22 protein-coding genes are annotated in these 21,000 nt (G+C 37.6%); 16 read left to right on the top strand and 6 right to left on the bottom strand.

All coding sequences use genetic code 11. From position 1 onward, the window contains the following. Positions 1–68: 68 nt before the first annotated feature. The 3 genes from AB1444_09795 (at position 69) to AB1444_09785 (ending at position 3,766) form a co-directional block, all read left to right on the top strand. The gene (locus AB1444_09795; protein ID MEW6526947.1) at positions 69–911 is read left to right on the top strand and encodes a hypothetical protein; all 843 of its coding nucleotides are present in this window, start codon (positions 69–71) and stop codon (positions 909–911) included. A 96-nt stretch (positions 912–1,007) separates the two neighbouring features. Continuing rightward, entirely contained in the window at positions 1,008–2,228 is a 1,221-nt protein-coding gene (locus AB1444_09790) for an aspartate aminotransferase family protein (GenBank protein MEW6526946.1), read from the top strand. An 8-nt stretch (positions 2,229–2,236) separates the two neighbouring features. After that, a complete protein-coding gene (locus tag AB1444_09785; GenBank protein ID MEW6526945.1) occupies positions 2,237–3,766 on the top strand; it encodes a DUF6206 family protein in 1,530 nt (509 codons plus the stop codon). A 1-nt stretch (position 3,767) separates the two neighbouring features. Here AB1444_09785 and AB1444_09780 read toward each other — a convergent pair whose 3' ends face one another. Then, on the bottom strand, positions 3,768–4,271 hold the full coding sequence (locus AB1444_09780) for a hypothetical protein (GenBank protein ID MEW6526944.1): 504 nt from the start codon (positions 4,269–4,271) through the stop codon (positions 3,768–3,770). A gap of 231 nt (positions 4,272–4,502) precedes the next feature. Between AB1444_09780 and AB1444_09775 the strand changes: the two genes are divergently transcribed. Continuing rightward, positions 4,503–4,988, top strand: a complete 486-nt coding sequence (locus AB1444_09775; GenBank protein MEW6526943.1) for a hypothetical protein — start codon at positions 4,503–4,505, stop codon at positions 4,986–4,988. Between the two features lie 197 nt (positions 4,989–5,185). Here the strand turns inward: AB1444_09775 and AB1444_09770 are convergent, their stop codons facing one another. From AB1444_09770 to AB1444_09755, 4 genes are all read right to left on the bottom strand, one after another. After that, complete coding sequence (locus AB1444_09770; protein MEW6526942.1) at positions 5,186–5,716, bottom strand: hypothetical protein; 531 nt, start codon at positions 5,714–5,716, stop codon at positions 5,186–5,188. 5 nt (positions 5,717–5,721) lie between these two features. Continuing rightward, positions 5,722–5,979, bottom strand: a complete 258-nt coding sequence (locus AB1444_09765; protein ID MEW6526941.1) for a hypothetical protein — start codon at positions 5,977–5,979, stop codon at positions 5,722–5,724. Positions 5,980–6,055: 76 nt separating this feature from the next. After that, the gene (locus AB1444_09760) at positions 6,056–7,438 is read right to left on the bottom strand and encodes an aldehyde dehydrogenase (protein MEW6526940.1); all 1,383 of its coding nucleotides are present in this window, start codon (positions 7,436–7,438) and stop codon (positions 6,056–6,058) included. A gap of 12 nt (positions 7,439–7,450) precedes the next feature. Beyond that, positions 7,451–8,263 (bottom strand): ZIP family metal transporter, encoded by an 813-nt coding sequence (locus AB1444_09755; protein ID MEW6526939.1) that lies wholly within the window; start codon positions 8,261–8,263, stop codon positions 7,451–7,453. A 331-nt stretch (positions 8,264–8,594) separates the two neighbouring features. Here AB1444_09755 and AB1444_09750 point away from each other — a divergent pair, with 331 nt between their 5' ends. From AB1444_09750 to AB1444_09700, 11 genes are all read left to right on the top strand, one after another. Continuing rightward, positions 8,595–8,831: a hypothetical protein gene (locus tag AB1444_09750; GenBank protein MEW6526938.1), complete on the top strand. Its 237-nt coding sequence runs from the start codon at positions 8,595–8,597 to the stop codon at positions 8,829–8,831. A 219-nt stretch (positions 8,832–9,050) separates the two neighbouring features. Beyond that, positions 9,051–9,866 carry a 30S ribosomal protein S2 gene (rpsB, locus tag AB1444_09745; protein ID MEW6526937.1) on the top strand — a complete coding sequence of 272 codons (816 nt, stop codon included), beginning with the start codon at positions 9,051–9,053 and terminating at the stop codon, positions 9,864–9,866. Positions 9,867–9,910: 44 nt separating this feature from the next. After that, the gene (gene tsf / locus AB1444_09740; GenBank protein ID MEW6526936.1) at positions 9,911–10,510 is read left to right on the top strand and encodes a translation elongation factor Ts; all 600 of its coding nucleotides are present in this window, start codon (positions 9,911–9,913) and stop codon (positions 10,508–10,510) included. Positions 10,511–10,532: 22 nt separating this feature from the next. After that, a complete protein-coding gene (gene pyrH, locus AB1444_09735) occupies positions 10,533–11,255 on the top strand; it encodes a UMP kinase (protein MEW6526935.1) in 723 nt (240 codons plus the stop codon). Between the two features lie 23 nt (positions 11,256–11,278). Next, positions 11,279–11,836, top strand: a complete 558-nt coding sequence (gene frr / locus AB1444_09730) for a ribosome recycling factor (protein MEW6526934.1) — start codon at positions 11,279–11,281, stop codon at positions 11,834–11,836. 30 nt (positions 11,837–11,866) lie between these two features. Then, a complete protein-coding gene (locus tag AB1444_09725) occupies positions 11,867–12,589 on the top strand; it encodes an isoprenyl transferase (GenBank protein ID MEW6526933.1) in 723 nt (240 codons plus the stop codon). Then, entirely contained in the window at positions 12,586–13,473 is an 888-nt protein-coding gene (locus AB1444_09720) for a phosphatidate cytidylyltransferase (protein MEW6526932.1), read from the top strand. The genes AB1444_09725 and AB1444_09720 overlap by 4 nt, the downstream gene beginning before the upstream one ends. A gap of 15 nt (positions 13,474–13,488) precedes the next feature. Beyond that, complete coding sequence (gene dxr / locus AB1444_09715; protein ID MEW6526931.1) at positions 13,489–14,643, top strand: 1-deoxy-D-xylulose-5-phosphate reductoisomerase; 1,155 nt, start codon at positions 13,489–13,491, stop codon at positions 14,641–14,643. Between the two features lie 8 nt (positions 14,644–14,651). Then, on the top strand, positions 14,652–16,214 hold the full coding sequence (gene rseP, locus AB1444_09710) for an RIP metalloprotease RseP (GenBank protein ID MEW6526930.1): 1,563 nt from the start codon (positions 14,652–14,654) through the stop codon (positions 16,212–16,214). A 20-nt stretch (positions 16,215–16,234) separates the two neighbouring features. Beyond that, positions 16,235–17,323 carry a flavodoxin-dependent (E)-4-hydroxy-3-methylbut-2-enyl-diphosphate synthase gene (ispG, locus tag AB1444_09705; GenBank protein ID MEW6526929.1) on the top strand — a complete coding sequence of 363 codons (1,089 nt, stop codon included), beginning with the start codon at positions 16,235–16,237 and terminating at the stop codon, positions 17,321–17,323. 434 nt (positions 17,324–17,757) lie between these two features. Continuing rightward, the gene (locus AB1444_09700) at positions 17,758–18,558 is read left to right on the top strand and encodes an SUMF1/EgtB/PvdO family nonheme iron enzyme (protein MEW6526928.1); all 801 of its coding nucleotides are present in this window, start codon (positions 17,758–17,760) and stop codon (positions 18,556–18,558) included. Positions 18,559–18,567: 9 nt separating this feature from the next. Here AB1444_09700 and AB1444_09695 read toward each other — a convergent pair whose 3' ends face one another. Then, on the bottom strand, positions 18,568–19,326 hold the full coding sequence (locus tag AB1444_09695) for a cyclase family protein (GenBank protein ID MEW6526927.1): 759 nt from the start codon (positions 19,324–19,326) through the stop codon (positions 18,568–18,570). 302 nt (positions 19,327–19,628) lie between these two features. Here AB1444_09695 and AB1444_09690 point away from each other — a divergent pair, with 302 nt between their 5' ends. Next, positions 19,629–20,996 carry a hypothetical protein gene (locus AB1444_09690; GenBank protein ID MEW6526926.1) on the top strand — a complete coding sequence of 456 codons (1,368 nt, stop codon included), beginning with the start codon at positions 19,629–19,631 and terminating at the stop codon, positions 20,994–20,996. Positions 20,997–21,000 lie beyond the last annotated feature (4 nt).

Genomic DNA, 21,000 nt, shown 5'->3' with positions numbered 1-21,000 from the left:
TAGTTAGCGTAATTAAACTATTTGTAATTTTGCTAAATGTTTTGTGTGGTTAATGGGTTGAGTGAATTATGGAATCATACTGGCAAAAAGTAGATAGTATTGATGATATTAAACAGGGAACAATACTTTTAAGAATCAATAATAATCTTAAAAAGAAGCAACAGGGTGTTTTTCTTCAATATGACGGAGGGATTATTATAAAAAATGTAATTGATCACAATAGCAATAGCCTTGTTGCTGCTGAAGGAATTATTTATCCACATAATGAGGATGTTTTATTTAAAGCAACATCAACATTTGCTACAAGCCCGTTAGCTTCTAAAGCATTAAAGATTATTTATGAGTGGCCGCTGTATCAAAAGCATCCAGAATTGTCATTACATATAGAGCAATTTGTTACAACAACATTTGTACCCGAGCAGATTCTAGATTATAAGAAAAAAGATAATTTAAAAGCTCTATTTGTTCCCATTCAGCAATATTTCAGAATTGGGAAGTACAAGGAGCGGCGTAATATTGAAAGAGTATGCTATGAAAAATTTAAATTCTGGCTTGATTCATTACGAGTTGGCGAACATATAACCTATCTTGCTTCGGTAGCAGGAATATCATCGCATACACCAAAGTTTTATTCTGCTGGAACTAAACCACATGAAGTTACTCACCACTATTTAGAGCAGGAAGAGTTTGCGTTTAATCCAACCCATGGTGGTCATATTAAACTTAATTCAATAGTTGATGGTAAAAAGCAATTTTTAGTTGATACAGGTTCCAATTATATTGGGCGTGGTGTAAAATCAACGCTGTTTACAGCAAAACAGGTAGCAACTGCATTAAAGAAAGCTTATCCTGAGTATGAGTTTATTCCGCTGGCTGGCAGGGGTGCTTTTGGCGTGGAACAGAGTTATTAACTGGCAATAGACTAACTGCCGGAACTGTCGCACAAAAATAAAAAAATGATTTTGACATATTGACTATTGTGTTGTAGTATAAAAATGGAGGCGCCTATGAACAAAGAAAAAATAATGGAGCTGTATGCACGGTATGTGTCCCCCGGCAAAGTGGAGATGTACAAAAAATATGACATTGCGCTTGTGCCACATAAACGTCGTGGTGTGTTTTTATACGATATTACAGGCAAGCGGTACATAAACTGCCATTGTAACGGAGGTGTGTTTAATGTGGGGCACAGGAATAAAAAAATAATGGATGCGGTTAAAAAAGCAATGCAGCGTTATGATATAGGTAACCACCATCTCATTAGCCATCCCAAAGCAATGCTTGCGCAAAAATTGGCAGCCACTATGCCACCTGGCTTAAATCAGGTTGTGTATGGTGTTTCCGGTGGTGAGGTAATAGATACTGCTATCAAGTTAGCACGTGCTGTTACAGGCCGACCAAACATCATTTCAGCCATTGGTGGTTATCATGGGCATACAGGCCTGGCGCTTGCAACGGGGGATGAAAAGTTTAAAAAGCCGTTTGAACCACTTTCACCCGGATTTATCCAGGTACCATTTAATGATGTTGAAGCAATGAAAGCAGCCATTGATGAACATACCGCTGCGGTAATCCTTGAAACAATTCCTGCAACATTGGGCATTGTGGTGCCTCATAAAGATTACTTTAAGGAGGTGAAAAAGCTTTGCCACAGTCAAGGTGCACTGCTTATCATGGATGAGGTGCAGACTGGCTTTGGTAGAACGGGAAAGTTGTGGGGCTTTGAGCATTTTGATGTGGTGCCTGACATAGTGGTGTTGGGCAAAGGCATGAGTGGTGGAATATATCCCATTACTGCAACAGTGTATAAAGAAGAGTATGCATTCTTTTTCAAAGAAAACCCTTTTATTCATATCTCAACGTTTGGTGGCAGTGAAATTGGCTGCTTTGCAGCCATGGCGGTTCTGGATATGTGCGATAGTAAATTGTTAAACAACGTGAATGAAATGGCAGATTATTTTACAAAAAAACTAAATAAGCTTTCGTTGCAGTATCCAAAAGTTTCGTTTACGGTACGAGGATTGGGACTCATGATGGGGCTTGCATTTAATGATGAGATGACAGCGCTTTTCATGGTTAAGCTTTTATTTGATAATGGAGTATATGTGGTATATTCAGGCAATGATCCTAAAGTAATTCAGTTTTTACCGCCACTTATTATTACAAAGCGGGAAGCAGATTTGGTTGTTGCTGCAATACAGAAGTCATTACAAGCATTATCGCAGTGAGGGGACTTATGGAAGATGATCATAAAGATATCATAGAACATTTTGCACTATTAAACACAGTGTATGAACTAAAACGGAAGCGAATACGGTTTATGCAATTAGCATCGGTTGATACTGAACTAAGTAACCTTTCCAAACATTTTTATACTATCTGGGATAAAACATCTAAAGGATTTGTATTAAAAGATGCCGTGCAGCATGCCAAAAGTATTGATATTATAAAAGGACTTTTTGGTCAACATGATGAAATAATAACGATTATGCGTGGAAATAAAGCTATACTTACCGTTGATAAGATACGATTTTATCAGTATTTGGTGCGGCATATTGCAAACACACGGGCGCTTCATAATCTGTATAACCTTTTTTATGGTGAGGAAAACCTTTCAATTGAGAAACTTGTTAAGGAACAATTGCCGTATTTAGAGCGATACCTTCCAACATTTAAAAAATTTGATAAGGCAAAAAATTTACAGGAATTAGTCCTATCACAATTTGATGTGCAAAATATTTGGTCTATTATTGAAATATATGACCGTATTCGTGATAATCTTATACAGGATATGAGTTTATACCGGCAATTTACAAAAGATTTTACACGATTGTATCGTGAAGAGCTTACATTAAAAATATTAGGATATGGCGAAATATCCACTGTGATGCAAACCATACATGGATCAACATTGAATCAATCATTTATCAAAACGAAAATTGCAGAGTCTGATTGGGTGTGGAAACGGATGCCCCCTATCGACACACTTGATGATGTGGAAGCACTGAAGAAAGTGTATTATGAGTACAGAGAAATACTTACAAAAAAAATTGGCATTCAGGTTCCAGAGCAGCAGTTTCGTTATTTTAAAAGCAATGGATGGTATACCGTATATGCTGGTCAGAAAAAAGTTAACCCGCAGATGGTTGGCAATTCTCTGGTAAAACGTTTAGATGAACGCAATGCGGTGGCCTTGTTTACTAAGATACTATCTGAGCTAAAAAAATGGTATAGTTTTAATATGAGCGATAGTTCCTTGAAAGTGGGTATTGATGGGCAAATATCAAACTGGGTGTTGGTTTCGGTTGATGGTGCCCTGAATTATGTTGGTGAAAATGATACTCTGCTATATATTGATACCAGCACACCGTTATATCGTATTAATGGTGTTGAACAGCTCAATGCAGAGCTGTTTTTGAAAAATACACCATGGTTTTTACGCGCGATTATACGGGCTTTATTTTTACAGGAAGTGTTGGATAGGTATTATGATTTGCGTTCGGTAGTTATTGACTGTATAGCAAACCTGTATAAGGAAAAGCGTGAAGACCTGATACCTGCGTTTATAAAAGCTGCAAATTATTTCTTTGCATCAATAGATGAATCAATACAACCATTGACTCTTGACGAGATAGCAAAATATTATAAAAGTGATGCGTTTATATGGCGACTGTTCCAGTTTGCACGCAGGGTTGATAAATTTGTAACTGAGGTTATTTTTCGAAAGAAATACATGTACCGCCTACCGGAAAAAATTGAGCGGTAATCTATTGTGTTATACTTTTCCAGCCAAGGGTCAGTACTTTATGTGCATTTTCTATATGTTTTTTTCGAGACTGAGATGGATGTGCATGAGCCATCAATGCAATGAGAATTGCCAGCTCCATTAAGCGTACACTGTAATCATTATTATCTACTTCAATTGTAACAAATGTGTTGTACCGCAGTTTAAGGGGTATTATAAATGAGATTCCTAAATCCCAATCCAGTATTGTTGATAACACCGCATTATGGACAATTCTATTTTTAATGCGTACATTTCCACGAGAAAAAATTAGATTTACACTTGTAAGCCCTAATTTTTTTACACTCCTGTAAATAAAATTAATAAGTGCATGGGGCATATTGCAGGTAAAGTAACAGTTGCCTTTTACTTTCTTTAATGGTTTAACTATCTTTTGTACTTTCCCTCTTATAAGCCGGGGAATTACTATATACCGTTCGGTGATTTCTATTTTGTTTAGCTGTATAATATTATTTTCGCTAACCATTGTTAATGAATAAGCCTATTTTTGCTGTAGATTTTCCACTTCTTTTTTATAAAAGATTCATCAGAAACACCCTTATTTCATTACACGTGAATATTTGATATAGATGAAATATCAAAAACTGTCCACAATTTTTTTTATTATTTATGTTAGTTTATTGGAAAAATGTTGCAAAATAATTCATGTATGTTACATGGTGGGATAATCTAAAGAATACATAGAAGGAGGTGTACCGTGGATTTTGAAACAACAACCTGTATTTCCCATGAACATTATGAAATTCTTTTAAAAAATGCTGAACAATTAGAAATACCTTTCCATGTTTTAGTAGTCCATCTTATTATCTATGCTGCAAAAAAAGATAAGGTACGAGCTAAAGCATTTAAAAGCATTGCATACAGGAAAAGGAATTTGAATAATCCCTGGAAACGGGTACACTTGTATTTGCAATTTAAAGAGTATGAGTATTTACTTGATGTTAAAAAGCTTTGGAAGATGAGTGTGGCTAAGGCTATTGAGTTCTGTGTTAATAATGTTTTAGATGAATTTATTGAATTTTTGTCAAATCTCAATTGTAAAACTGAAAATGATGATACCGATAACTATCTAAAATATGAAATAAATAAAAGCTATTTATTCGAATTTGATATGGAGGAGGGGGTACATGCATGCCGATTTTATTGGGGATTACCCTTAAAATATGCAAGAACACAACCATAATTACTATAATTACAATAATTTTTCCCATTTCACGGCAATAACATTCTTAATAAGATTAGAAAGAAGATATTCCTATTGCTAATGTATATATGGTGGCTGCAAGAGTAGTATCTATGGCATGAAAAATATTAATTGTAATTTAATAGGCAATAGATCCAATAAGGAAATGAACACTAAATGAATGATGTTTTATATTATTAATCGCTAACAGTATAGTTATTTACAATATGATTATACATTGTTTCAAGTGCTTTGTCATGTGGCCCATCAATAACTGTATCAATTATTACGTCTTTTCTATTTTTTTCAAACCAGTGGTATAACATACGCATGCCATCTTTTACCGTTGGTGCACTGTGGCAAAGTTTGACTATCTTTCGCATTTCATCACGACTAAAGAAATTACGGGCACCGTTTATAACAAAAATAAAATGACGGAGGTCATCAGCCTCAACTACCTCAAGCTTATCTTTGCTGTAATCCTGACGTTTTGAGATAATAGTTTTAACATCAAGTTCATTAAATTCCTGTTGCAATTTTTTAACTTCTAAGTTATGTAATAGCACCTTTGCCTGTTCATATAAAAAGTCCAGGCTTTCTTCATCCAATTTTTTTAAAAGAAGGTTTATGGCTTTAATGTATTGTGCTGTGGCATCCTGTGGTTTTTTAGCTTGTGGTGCTTTTGTTTTTTTGGTTTTTTTAGTATTTTTTTTCTTTTCTGCTGCCATATTAATTACTTAATTTGTACTATAACAGTATAGATAAATGCAGCTATTGCAATAGTTTGAGTAAACCATAGACCAATTATCCATTTAATTGTACTTGAACGAACAGTTCCTATCTTTTTTAAAAGAGATAATTCAATTTCTTTCATATGGAATCGATTTTGTTCAATTTCTTTAATTAAGCGCAATTCAGTTTTCCTTAGATCCTGTTTGGTTGCAGCCTCATTTTCTTTAAATATCTCATACGTTTTTAAAGCTAAACCCATATATAATATCCTTTTGTACCAATCATCTATTTCTAGTTATATTTTAGATATATTTTCCAATAGTGTCAAATAAAAATTACAATTTAAATCTGAAATAGCGTTTTACAAAAGATACTTTTCCTTTATTGTAAGGTGGGTATCGTAAAAATGTATCAATGAAAAACGGCTTTTTCAAAATGCCTTTATAATGGGTAAAAGTATCAAAACTTGCTTTTCCATGGTATTGTCCAATGCCGCTATAGCCCACTCCACCAAATGGCAAATACGGAGAAACATAGTGTGAGATAGTATCGTTAATACAACCGCCACCAAAAGAAATTTCATCAATGAGCTTTTTCCAGATTCTTTTGTTTTTTGTGAAGATATACGCAGCTAATGGTTTTGGTAAAAAGGTAACAATGTGTATTACTTCTTCAAGAGAGGTAAACTCAAGTACCGGTAATATGGGGCCAAATATTTCCTCCTGCATTGATGGATGGTTAAGTGTAATATTGGTGATAATCGTTGGTGCAATGTATCGCTCTTCTTTGTTCGTTTGACCACCAATAGCAATAGTACAGTTTTCAAGCATTCGTGCAAGGCGTTCATACTGTGCGTTATCTATTATACGTGCAAAGTCATCACTTTCATGCGGATCTTTTCCATAAAATTCAGTTATATATTTTTGAGATGCATTAATGAATTCTTCTTTTTTGTTTTTATGAATAAGTACATAATCAGGCGCAATGCAGGTTTGACCAGCATTAATGAACTTACCCCACATAATACGGCGGGCTGATGCATCAATATCAGCATCTTCATATACTATTGCAGGGCTTTTACCTCCCAGTTCTAAAGTAAAAGGGGTTAATTGCTTTGCTGCTGCCTGCATAATGGTTTTTCCTACATCAGTACTTCCCGTAAAAAAGATATAGTCAAATTTTTGATTCAGGATTTCATCATATACCCCCGAATATTTTTGAACCACAGCAATATATTCTTCAGGGAAAAACTCATTAATCATATCATATAAAACTTTTGAACCTTCCTGTGCCGTGTAGGCAGGCTTTATCACAGCACAGTTTCCAGCAGCAATAGCCCCAATGAGGGGATTCAATACTAAATTTATGGGATAATTCCAGGCGCCAATAATAAGTGCAACACCATACGGTTCAGGGAAAATATAGCTTTTTGAAAAAAGGTGCACTATTGGAGTTTTGACACGTTTTGGTTTTACCCATGATGGTAGGTGTTTCATTGCATGGTCAATTTCATATATGGTCACTGCTATTTCAGTGGCAATTGTTTCATATTTAGGTTTTTTAAAGTCTTTATCTAAAGCTTCTATAATACGATTACCATAAGTTTTCAATGCTTTGCGTAATGTGGCAAGTTGTTGTAATCTGAATTGTATATCTTTTGTGGCACCGGTTTTGAAGAAATTTCTTTGTGATGTAAGTATTTTATTAACCGTGGTCATGGTTAATCCTCCTTACCCTAATGCAACATCCATTAGCATCATGATGGTAAACCCAATGATAGCTCCAATAGTGGAAAGGTCGGTTTCATTACCGGTTTGAGATTCAGGAATAAGTTCTTCAACCACTACAAAGATCATGGCACCTGCAGCAAATGACAGCGCATACGGTAGGAGTGGTGTAATAACTGAAACCAGATATGCACCAATCACACCTGCAATAGGTTCAACAATACCTGAAAACTGACCGTACTGGAAAGACTTAATTCGCGAAAAACCTTCACGGCGCAGTGGAATTGAAACAGCAGCGCCCTCAGGGAAGTTTTGCAGCCCAATACCAATTGCTAATGCTATAGCACCTGCTAATGCTCCAGTATCAGCGGTGCTGGTCAGTGCACCAAAAGAAATACCTACTGCAAGTCCTTCAGGAATATTGTGTATGGTAATAGCAAGTACTAAAAGAACACTTCGTTGCCATGAGGTTTTAACACCTTCAGCTTTGTCCATTGCAAGACCCATGTGAAGATGGGGTAATATTCTGTCAATTATAAGTAAAAATGCTGCACCACATAAAAAACCTGATACTGCGGGAATCCATGGTGTATTGCCTGTTGAGCTTGCCATTTCTATTGCAGGATTGAGTAACGACCAGAAACTTGCAGCAATCATTACACCCGCTGCAAATCCTAACATTGAGTTAAGTATTTTTTTGTTTATTGAAGAAAAGAAAAAAACCATTGCAGCGCCTAAAGCAGTGAGTGCCCAGGTAAAAAGAGTAGCAACAAGTGCCAGTAAAACAGGATTATATGAAAGTAGAGTGTTAAGCATACTCTGTCACCATGAGATAAACATTGTAATATCAATTTATGGGTAAAAAAGTTAAAAAAATCTTATATGATAAGTATCCGTAATTTATAACAATAATATGCATTAAGTCAATAAATTATTTCAATAAAAAAGTATAGTTGGAGAAGAGGCAGATGCAAGAATAAAGTACAACACAAAAAACTGTGGTGTTATATATATAAGGTTTTACGGGAGTAACTAAATGTTGCACTTCAAACGTGAAGTTGCAAACAAAAAATTATACATAAAATTATCTTGACAACATGTAATAGTATAGTTGCATTGCTTCACGTTAGTACAAGAGTTATATACTATGACATTTTCACGCGATCATATAGGGTATTTTTTGGGATTTGTAATTCTTGGTGGTATACTGGGAGTTGCTGTTGGTTCTTTTATAGTTAAGCTGGTTCCTTCACTGGCTGTGATCAATGCACCTCTTACAAAGCCAGTTGGTTTTGATTTTGAGATTATAAGCTTATATTTCAGGTTTACTATCTCTGCAATTGTTGGAATGATTGCAGGTGTTTTATTGTTCAAATGGATTTAAGTATTAAAGGTTGCTCTCGCAACTATCACGCATTCCGGGTAAAGCGGAATGTATATATGTAAACCGGTTGTTTAAGGCCGGTTGCCACATACCAGAAGTTTTTATTGTGAACTATCGCACAAATTGTACATAATTCAAATAGACACTATGTGTGTTTATTTGATACGTATATATGATGCTTTGTAAGCATTGAATTTTATAATATCAGGAGGTATTTCATTGTCAGTAATATCAATGAAAGCTTTGTTGGAATCCGGGGTTCATTTTGGGCATCAGACACGCCGATGGAACCCTCGTATGGCACAGTTTATCTTTACTGCGCGTAATGGTATACATATCATCGATTTGCAGAAAACCATGCAGCGGCTTAAAATTGCCTATGCTGCAATGAAGGAAATTGCTGCAAAAGGTGGAAGAGTGCTTTTTGTGGGTACCAAGAAACAGGCACAGGGTGCAGTGAAAGAATATGCTCAAAAATGTGGCCAGTTTTATGTGTCAGAGCGCTGGTTGGGTGGATTGCTTACTAATTACAAAACTGTTTCGCGTTCAATACAGCGTTTGAAAGAACTTGAGCAGATGGAAGCTACCGGAAAATGGGAAGCTGAAACCAAAAAGGAAATTTTAGAGCTTACCCGTGAGCTGGAGCGCAAGCGCAAAGTGCTTGAAGGTATCAAAGATATGGACAGGCTTCCCGATGCGCTGTTTATAATAGACCCCAAGCGCGAAGCTATTGCTGTTCAGGAAGCGCGTAAATTGGGCATCCCCATTTTTGCAGTGGTTGATACCAATTGTAATCCGGATGAAATAGATTATCCCATTCCTGGAAATGATGACGCTATACGAGCTATAGCATTGTTTTTAGAAGTTATGGCCAATGCCATCATTGAAGGTCAGTCAGCAGGTCAGGTAAGCGGAGAAGCAGTAGAAGCAAAGATTGACTTTGTTGAAGAAGAAGCTGCCGAAGCTAAACCTGAAAAGGATTATGCTGAAGAGTATGCTGACGAATTTGATGAATATGAAGATGACAGGCGTTAAGCTTTTTTTGAAGTTAATTTTTATGTAAATAAAGGAGTTGCACAGTGGCAGAAATTACAAGTGAAATGATAAAAGAATTACGTGAAAAAACTCAGGCAGGTATGCTTGATTGCAAAAAGGCATTAATTGAATGTGGCGGCGACATGGAAAAAGCAGTTGATTATCTGCGTAAAAAAGGCCTGGCTGCTGCAAACAAACGTGAAGGACGTGTTGCTAAAGAAGGTATCGTTGCTTCCTATATCCATAATAACAGTAAGCTTGGCGTACTTTTAGAGCTTAACTGTGAAACTGACTTTGTTGCACGCAACCAGGATTTTCAGGATTTAGCAAAGGACCTGTGCATGCAGGTGGCAGCAGCAAATCCGCAGTATGTGAGTCCTGAGGATATACCGGCTGAAGTTCTTGAACGTGAAAAAGAGATCTATCGTGAGCAGTTAAAAGAAAGTGGTAAACCTGCAAATGTCATTGAAAAAATAGTTGAAGGAAAACTCACCAAGTTCTATTCTGAAGTATGCCTGCTTGAGCAGGAATTTATCAAGGACAATAAGGTATTGATCAAGGACCTCATTAAAAACAAGATAGCAACGTATGGTGAAAACATCACCGTTGGTCGTTTTGTACGCTTTCAGATTGGGCAGCGATAGTTACTGATTAAGGTTAGACAGGATGGAATCAGAGTCATCTATAAAATACAGACGGATTTTACTTAAATTAAGTGGTGAAGCACTTGCCGGGCAGCAGAAGGTGGGAATCAATCCTGAGATTGTTTCCCACATTGCCCGTGAAGTGAAAAGCGCTTATGAATTGGGAGTGGACGTTGCACTGGTTATTGGTGGTGGTAATATCTTCAGAGGATCAATGGGAACATCCATTGGTATTGAGCGGGCAACCGGCGATTATATGGGAATGCTTGGAACAGTCATTAATGCACTTGCTGTTCAGAGTGTCCTTGAAAACATGAAAATACCAACACGGGTGATGACTGCTATTGAAATGCGCCAGGTTGCAGAACCTTATATACGCAGGCGTGCATTGCGTCACTTAGAAAAGCGAAGGATTATTATCTTTGCGGCTGGTACGGGAAATCCATTTTTCACTACCGATACTGCTGCTGCATTGCGTGCCATTGAAATTGGTGCAGACCTTTTCCTCAAAGCTACCAAAGTTGACGGAATTTACGATAAAGACCCGGTTAAATTCCCACAAGCGCATAAAATAAATGCTGCATCATATATGGATGTTTTACAGCAACAATTAGGGGTAATGGATTATACGGCAGTGTCATTGTGTATGGAAAACAAACTACCACTGGTTGTATTTAATTTATTTGATGAAGGATCTCTGGCAAAGATTTTAAAAGGTGAAGATATTGGAACACGGATTTCATAATATTAACTTGGTTGGGGGAATATATGATAAAAGATATTCTTGATGATGTGAAAAACCGTATGCAGAAAAGTGTTCAGAATCTGGCAAAGGATTTTGCAACAATCCGTACTGGCAGGGCAAATCCTGCAATCTTTGATAATGTTAAAGTAGAAGCATATGGTACTGAAATGCCATTAAATCAAGTTGCAACAATATCCTGTCCTGAACCACGGCTTGTGGTAATACAGCCATGGGACAGAACCAACTTAAGTGCCATTGAAAAAGCTATATTAAAATCCAATCTTTCTTTAACACCAAATAATGATGGCAATATTATTCGAATTCAGATACCTGAACTTACCGAAGAGCGGCGCAAGGAATATGTCAAGATGATAAAGCAAAAGGCAGAGGAATGTAAGGTTGCTATACGAAATATCCGCCGTGACGGCAATGATATGGTAAAAGACCTTGAAAAGTCCAAGGAAATATCAGAAGATGATGCAAAAAATGCACTGGATGAGATTCAGAAAATTACTGATAAATTTGTAGCTGAAGTACAGACAATGACTGACGGCAAAGAAAAAGAGATAATGAGCTTGTAACTTTTCAAGCCCATTAGTATACTTATTAATATGCTTATACAGTACAAACGAAAGATTGATTACGGGAATATTCCAAAACATGTTGCCATCATCATGGATGGCAATGGAAGATGGGCAAAAAGAAGAGGCTTGCCGCGTATTGAAGGACACAGGCAAGGTGCAGAAACCATTGAGCGCTGCATGGATACTGCAATAGAGCTTGGAATTAAAGTTGTGTCGCTGTATGCGTTTTCAACTGAAAATTGGTCACGCCCAAAAGAAGAAATTAATGGCCTGTGGAATCTTCTGGAATCTTTCTTTGAAAAAAAGCTTAATACCATAATTGAAAAAGGTGTTCAGGTACGGCATTCCGGAAGTCTTAAAGAGCTTCCAGTAAATGTTCAGCGCATTATTACTGATGCTGTTGAAAAATCAAAAAACAATTCCAGGATTATACTTAACTTTTGCCTGAATTATGGCGGAAGGCATGAGATTATTCATGCTGTGAATGAATGGTTACAGAAGAAACCTTCCCATGAACTATCGCTAACCTCCGAAGTATTTGAACGTTATTTATATACCAAAGGATTGCCGGATGTTGACCTTTTGATACGAACCAGTGGTGAATACCGGATAAGCAATTTTTTGTTATGGCAGATAGCGTATGCGGAGTTAGTATTTATGAAGGTATTGTGGCCGGATTTTAATGAGAAGCATCTGTACCAGGCAATATATGAATATCAACACAGGGAAAGGAGGTTTGGTGGCTTATGAAAGAGCGCACTAAAAATACTTTAACACGGATTCTGACTGCAGTTGTTGCATTGCCGGTGTATGTGTTTTTAATTGTAACGGACTCATTGTATTCATTGCCGGTGCTTCTGGTTAGTATGATTGTTACTGGTGTATGCTTGTGGGAATTTTATCAGATAGCTGAAGGGCAAACCGGTTACAGGCCATTTGTAAAAACGGGAATGATTTCAGCATTGATTATAAATATTATTATGTATTCGTATGCTTATGGCAACATTACTGGTATTGGCAGCTTAACGGTAAATTTTGATGTACGTTACCTGCTGGCAGTTGTAATGATAGCTATCAGTGTGCTTGCTGCCATTCATATTGTAAAGCGACCATTAAAGGGGGGGATATATTCATTAGGAGCAACTATACTTGGGTGGTTTATTATTGTTATTCCATATGCACATATAATGTTATTAAAATCACTGCGTGATGGTATTATATTCATTATTTTTGTCCATCTGATTGTTATGATTAATGACACGGGTGCATATTTTGGAGGTGTGTATTTTGGAAAACATAAAGCCAATTTCAAGGCATCACCCAATAAGTCATGGGAAGGTTATTTCAGTGGACTTTTATTTGGCATTGTTTTTGCAATTATATACAGCCAGTTAATTGAAGTATTGTATGGTAGATATTTTTTCAGCATTGTTGAATCAGCCATTATTGGCATTATCTTCAGTATTATAGGTAATATTGGTGATTTATTTGAATCAGCAATGAAACGTGATGGTGCCATAAAAGATTCAGGTTCTATTATTCCAGGTCACGGTGGTATGTGGGATGTATTTGATTCAACAATATTTGCAATGCCATTGTTTTACTATTATTTGATAATCAGAGGGATTGTGTAAGGTATTCATTGATTTATGCTTTCAAACGTAATAATATTTGGTTCCACCGGTTCAATAGGCCTTTCTACTCTTAAAGTGATACGTCAGTTTGGAAACAGATTTACTGTGAAAGGGCTATCGTGCCATAAAAACATAATACTTTTAAAAGAGCAGATACTTGAATTTCATCCACAATATGTTGCTGTAAGTGATGAAGAAACGTGTTCAACTGATGAATATAAAAAGTTAAAAAAGGAATTTGGTTCGATAGTATTTTATGAAGGGCTTGAAGGATTAAGTCAGCTTGTTGCCAATGGAGCTGATATTCTGGTTGTTGGCATTGTTGGTGCCGCAGCCCTTAAACCAACACTTGAGTCATTACAGTATATTAAGCGAATAGCCATTGCTAATAAAGAGACACTGGTTATGGCTGGTGATATTTTTTTAAAGCTTTTACAGCGGTATGCTGTTGAACTTTTACCTGTGGACAGTGAACACTGTGCTATATTTACATTGCTCAGTGGCAGAAATACGGATGCAATAAAGCGGTTAATACTTACAGCAAGTGGCGGTAGTGTGCGTCATAAACCGGTTGAAACGCTTGATAGTGTTACCGTGGAGGAAGCCCTGATGCACCCAACATGGGATATGGGCAAAAAGATTACTATAGATTCTGCAACGCTGATGAACAAGGGGCTTGAAGTTATAGAGGCTCATTACCTTTTTAAAGTACCGTATGAGTCAATTGAAGTGATGATTCATCCGGAAAGTATTATTCATGGTATGGTAGAACTCATTGATGGAACTTTGCTTGCACATATGAGCATTACTGATATGGTGTATCCCATACAGCGGGCATTAACCCATCCTGAAGTATGTAGCAGTGAATTTGGCGATGTTGATTTGACAGCAATAGGTTCCCTGCATTTTACAAAACCAGATATAAAGCGCTATCCGGCCTTACCGTTGTGTTATGAGGCAGGAAGACAGGGTGGCACCATGCCGGCAGTACTCAATGCAGCAAATGAGGTAGCTGTCAATGCGTTTTTACAAAAGAAGATTTCATTTACTAAAATAGTTTCTGTCGTTGAAAAGGTTTTAGGGAAGCATAGCAGGATTGATAATCCTGATTTGCAAACAATATTTAATGCTGATGCTGAAGCACGACAATTAGCACTAACTTTTATATGAGGTAAATAATGGTAACACTTACGTATATTCTGGCAGCAGTAATTTTACTGGGTTTGTGTATCTTTGTCCACGAGTTGGGGCACCTGTTAGGTGGCAAGATGGTGGGCATAAAGGCTGAAGTTTTTTCCATTGGTTATGGTAAAGGTTTTATTAAGAAGAAATGGGGTGATACTACCTATCAAATAACACTGATCCCCTTTGGGGGCTATTGCAAATTTTATGGTGAGGATCCAAACGACATCCGTGAAGGGAAGCCCTATGAGTTTTTAAGTGCACATCCCTTAAAGCGTGTTGTTACGGTACTTATGGGGCCGCTATTTAACCTTTTTTTTGGTATTATACTTTTTTTCATCATGAATATCCACGGCTATCCAGTTGAAACAAATAAAATTTACATACCTGAATATTTAACAAAAGGTGAATATGTTTCACCTGCGTATGAAGCAGGACTTCGGACGGGAGATACTATCGTTGCAATTAACAATGAGCAGGTTGTAGGGTTTACCGATATTCAGAGCAAAGTTGCCTTTTCCAAAGGTAAGCCTATTGCAGTTAAAGCAGTGCGAGGCAATGATACATTGGAAGTAACTATCGCCCCAAAAAAATACACAAAGAAGGGATACTATACCATTGGTGTTATGCCCTATGGAGATAGGGTGCTGGTTATGGGTATTCTTGATAACTCGCCTGCACAAAAGGCTGGCTTAAAAGAGATGGATGAGATCATTGAAGCAAATGGGACACAGTTTCACTCCCCTGAAGAATTCACACAATTTATACGACAGAATGCTGAAAAGGAATTATCTCTTACCATAAGCAGAGGTGGACACCTTATTACGCTTCCCATAACACCACAAACAAAAGAGGTGCTGACTATAAATCAGTTTACCGATATGCGCTTCCCAAAAGAAAGCTATACCATCACGGTTGATTCAATGTCACTGATTAAAGCAGCGGCAAATGCTGGAAAAGTTTTTATAAATGGAAAAGCAGTTCAGTCATTTGAAGAAATGAAAAAAATTATTAATTCCTCAAAAGGTGTCATAACACTTAAGACTCCTGGTGGCACCTATAATGGTATCATGAAATTTGAACGGTATGGATTTTTGGGAGTGGAAACAGCTATTTCGCCTGAAAATAAATTTATACAGTATGGTGCTCATGATGCGTTTGTAAAATCGCTGGTTGATCCATTTGATTTTATTGCACTTAATTTTCGTGGCATTGGCATGATGTTTTCAGGCGAGCTTGATGTGCGGCAAAATTTATCAGGTCCAATACGCATAGCAAAGATTGCTGGCGATACTGCATACTATCGCGGGGTGTCCGCATTTATTATACTTATGGCAAAAATTTCTATCATCCTTATGGTTATGAACCTGCTTCCTATTCCAATGGTTGATGGAAGCTTTATTCTCATTTTTCTATATGAGGCAATTACGCGTCGTGCATTCAGCCAGAAGCTTTTAGAAAAGATTCAGATGATTGGCTTTGCCATTCTGGTGCTTTTGGGCATATTTGTCATATTCAATGATTTATCGTTTTTGCCATTTTTTAAAGATTTATTTTAATGTGCGATAGTTACTGATTAATGAATTATTCCCGCAGAAAAACCATTCCTGTACACGCAGGAAGTTTAACCATTGGTGGTGATGCACCTGTGTCGTTGCAGTCGATGACAAATATTCCTGTAAGCCAGGTAAAAGCAACCGTTGAGCAGATTATACGATTGCAGCAGGAAGGGGCACAACTTGTACGACTGGCATTGCGTACCGAAGATGATGCCCGGTATATAAAAGAAATAAAGAAAGAAGTAAATATACCCTTGTGCGCTGATATTCATTTCAATTACAAAATAGCACTGAAAGCCATTGAGAATGGCATAGATAAATTGCGTATTAATCCTGGCAACATTGGTGCAAAAGAAAATGTGGTGGCTCTTGTAGAGGCTGCTCGCCAGCGTAACATTCCCATACGGATAGGGGTAAACTCAGGTTCGGTAGATATAAAAAAATATGGGGAAGTAAATCCTCAAACGCTTGTTGCTTCGGCCATGGAGCATGTGCAGATTCTTGAAGATTGTGGGTATACAAATATCGTTGTTTCCATAAAATCATCGGATTTAGTTCAGACGATTGAAGCAAACAGGCTCTTTGCATCACAGCGCAATTACCCCATCCATATAGGATTAACTGAAGCTGGTTATGGCACTGACTGTATTATTGCAAGCAGCATGGTTATTGGCACACTTCTGTATGAAGGTATTGGCGATACCATACGTGTCTCTATGACGGGTGATCCCGTCAATGAGGTAAGGGTTGCAAAGCGCATCCTGGAAATTGGTGGATTCCGCTTCAGGCCCTTTACCATCATTGCCTGCCCAACCTGTGGACGCACCGATACACAATTAGATATTCTGCAATTGACGCAGGAAGTAGAATCAATGATAAAATTCAAATTTGAAAAAACATTGATTGAAACGCATAGGCATATAACGATAGCAGTGATGGGCTGTGAGGTAAATGGCCCCGGTGAGGCTCGCCATGCCGATGTTGGCATTGCTGGTGCACGTGATGGCAGGGTAGTACTGTTTGCCAAAGGTGAAAAGAAAAAAATACTTAAAGCTTCTGAAGCAGTAAAGGCAATAGAAGAAGAGATACAGGCAATGGTAGTAAAATAATATGATGTACAGGGTGATAGTAAAATTGGTATTACCATATACTGTGTGATGAAAAATCGTTTTAAACACATCAGGTAATACATTTTAAATAATCCTTTGAGTGGGATTTGGATTCTGCTTATCTTTAAATCAGTACAATAGTTTATGGTTATCTATTAATTTTTCCTAAATATGGAAATTTGAATATAATATAGGGGTGTCTCAAAACAAACCGGGAGTTCGGAATAACGCTGGTGCAAAGTCATTGCGAACGTAGAAAAGCAATCTCAATGCCACAGAAGATGAGATTGCCATGCGCCTACGGCGCTCGCAACTATGGGATTGCTTCGTCACTTTGTTCCTCGCAATGACATAAGGGCAAATTAATAATAAAGAGGTGTCTTTTGAGACGCCTCTTATTTACATTATGAAATTTTTTTAAGGAATTATTACTGATGGTTATCAATAATAGAGATAACTTTACTACAATAAAAGAGGGAAATTATACTATAGGCCTTACTCTTAAAACTATAACATCTATTATACCGCATTTGCCACCTGACATAAAACCTGAATACCTGTACCATTCATATCCACAACACACGGTAACATTACAACAGTTTTCCATAGCAAACCGCTATGTGACAGTCAATGAATTTGAAGAGTTTATTAAGGAAACAGGTTTTGTTACCCAGGCACAAAAAGATGGCTGGTCGTGGACATGGGAAAACGGCTGGACAAAAAAGCAAGGCCTGTGGTGGCAAAAGCCTTTTGGCATTGATGAGCTTGATACGCTGTATCGTAAACACGCACAGTCAATGTGTGTGCTACAGGTAAGCTGCAATGATGCGCAGGCATACTGTGAGTATCTATCACAAAAGACGGGAGGAAAGATTATACTGCCCACGGAGTTTATGTGGGAGGCTTTTGCAATAAAGGTTGGTATACCCGGTGTAGAACAGTTTCAGGAACTATCGCCCAATAAAAATGTACTGCTTGCTGACTACTGCCAAAGCCTTATTGAACTTACAAAACAACGCAAGGTGTTACCTGGTACTGTTTGGGAGTGGACCGATAGTTACTTTTATGGGTATCCTGGTTGCCTGCCACATAAAGAATATGGGACTACCTATAAAGTTCTTCGTGGTGGCTCATATTTTAGCCAGCCTTTACAGAGAGCACGTGAGTACCGCTTCAGACGTTGCCCCACCGCACGAAGCCCGTTTTATACCTTCAGAATATGTGTTGTACCTTAATGAGGGTAGTTATTCAATGATGGCAACTACTCGTGCTGGTGCGGCACTTGCCCGTTTAATCTTTAGTGGAAAACAGGCAACCTTGAATCCTGTTGAAGGCACTTTGTCTAAATTGACAAGCCGTTCCATGTGGGAGTAGACAAGATTGGCCTGGTGTGCTGCCCAGAATATGCCAGGTTTATTTGCTTCAAGTGCCTTCTGTGCCTGTAGATTAAGCGGCATATCCCAGCCCCACGCATCAATCCCCATAACGCGAACACCAAAATTGTATAACATCACCGTTGCTTCATACGTAACGCCGCAACCACGGAAGATGTAATCGGGTTGTCCATAATACTTATCCATTCCCGTTTGTATCAGGACTATATCATTAGGTTTTATGGAATAGTTGATACGCTGTAATTCTTTTTCAATGTCTTCAGGCGTGACAGGATTGCCTTCGGGTTTATTTGTCATATCTAATTTTACACCATTGCCAAAAAACCATTCCAGTGGCAACTCATCAATAGTTGGTGCAGGTTTGCCTCCAATGGTAGTGTTATAATGCCAGGGCGCATCAACATGGGTGCTATCGTGTGTGCCTAAGCGGGTAATGGTCTCGGTTGCCCAGCCTTCGCCATTGCGCATAAGGTGTGCTGGTACTTTTAGAAGTGCTTCCACCTGTTTTGCTCCATCAGCATGGGAGTGATACTGTACATCAATCTTTAAAAAATCGGGAGTTTGGGGTGGTGAAGGTTCAATGATTGATGAAAGATCAATAATTTTCATGACTACCTCCAGATAATATTATGTATGGTGTTTATTGAATGTATTGAGAAGACATGGTTAATGCAAACATTTTTTTTAAATCTTTGTAAAGCAGTCTATGATTGTGATTTTTGTTTTTTAGTGTAGCCAAAGAAAGCTCTGATATGGATGACAAAGTGTTTTACGCTGGAAATTACTTTTTGCATTGAATTAAAAATAAATTATTAATTGACATCGTTTTAAATATGATTTTATACTATTTAAGGAAACAAGGGGGTCAGAGCCTATAGATAAAAACATACATTATAAAAATGGGGGATGCCATGAAACTGCCATTTACATTTGACGCAATGCTTGCATTTGGTTGGATGTCCATAATGCTGCTTTTAGGCATTATTCTGCGTGCAAAGTTAAAAGCATTTCAAAGGTTTCTTATTCCAAGCTGCCTTATTGGTGGGGCAATTGGGCTTGTTTTGCGAAGTTATGAAATTATACATCTTCCTGCCGATATTCTGGAGACTTTAGCTTTCCATCTATTTAACATTTCATTTATTTCAATAGGACTAACGTACAATAAAGAAAAAGCAGATTTGAAGCGTGCTGGCGAAGTTTTGCAGGGATCACTATGGATGGCAAATATGGAAGGTATATCATTTGCAATACAGGCAATTGCTGGTGGATTGTGTGTTATGCTTTTAAATTCTATTGGATTCAATCTTTTCCCTGCTTTTGGCTTTTTTACCCCATTAGGATTTACTGAAGGACCAGGGCAAGCATTATCGGTAGGCAAGGTGTGGGAAAATTTAGGCTTTGCACATTCCGCAACGTTAGGGCTTACCTTTGCAGTGGCTGGATTTTTGTTTGCGTTTTTTGTTGGAGTGCCTTTAGCAAACTGGGGTATACGCAAGGGTATGGCAGTACATACTCCAAAAGAATTATCTGATGAAATACGTAAAGGAATTATACAACCACAGAGTGAAAAAGAGATAGCTGGTGAGCTTACCACACATTCTTCAAATGTCGATGCAATGGCATTCCAGGCAAGTTTGATGGGGTTGGTGTATATGATTACCTATGCTATTGTATATGCTATTAGCAGTAGATTAAGCCCCGAAATGGGTCAGATGCTCTGGGGGTTTTTCTTCTTCATAGGCCTTGTCATTGCATTTGTTGTGAGGCTCATCATTTCAAAGCTTGGAGGATTATATCTCATTGATCCCGGTATTCAGCGGCGTATAACAGGCTTTGCGGTGGATTATCTTTTAGTTGCAACCATCATGGCAATTCAGGTTGTGGTTGTGTGGCAATACATTATTCCTATTCTTGTCATTAGTATTACAGGTGGTGTGCTAACAACCTTATTCTGTGTATATTATGGCAATAGACTGTGGAATTTTAGATTAGAGCGCATGCTTGCTATTTACGGAACGGTAACCGGCACTGTGTCATCTGGATTATTGCTTTTACGTATAGTTGATCCTGAATTTAAAACCACTGTGGCGCTTGAAACAGGAGTCATGCTTATGTTTGCATCGCCATATATTATTTTAGGGATGCTGTGGGTTAGTGCACCGGTATTGTGGGCATGGAGTTTAGCTAAAACAATACTTGTGTTTGTGGGTATGTTTGTTGTTGCTATCGCTATAACTGAGATACAGCGTTTTTTTATATTAAAAAAGAATAATACATAAGTAA

Source organism: Spirochaetota bacterium (genome assembly GCA_040756435.1).
In the GTDB taxonomy this organism is placed as follows: Bacteria; Spirochaetota; UBA4802; order UBA4802; family UB4802; genus UBA4802.
Note: the sequence above shows the minus strand (reverse complement) of the source record. Positions and strands in the feature narration are given on the sequence as shown.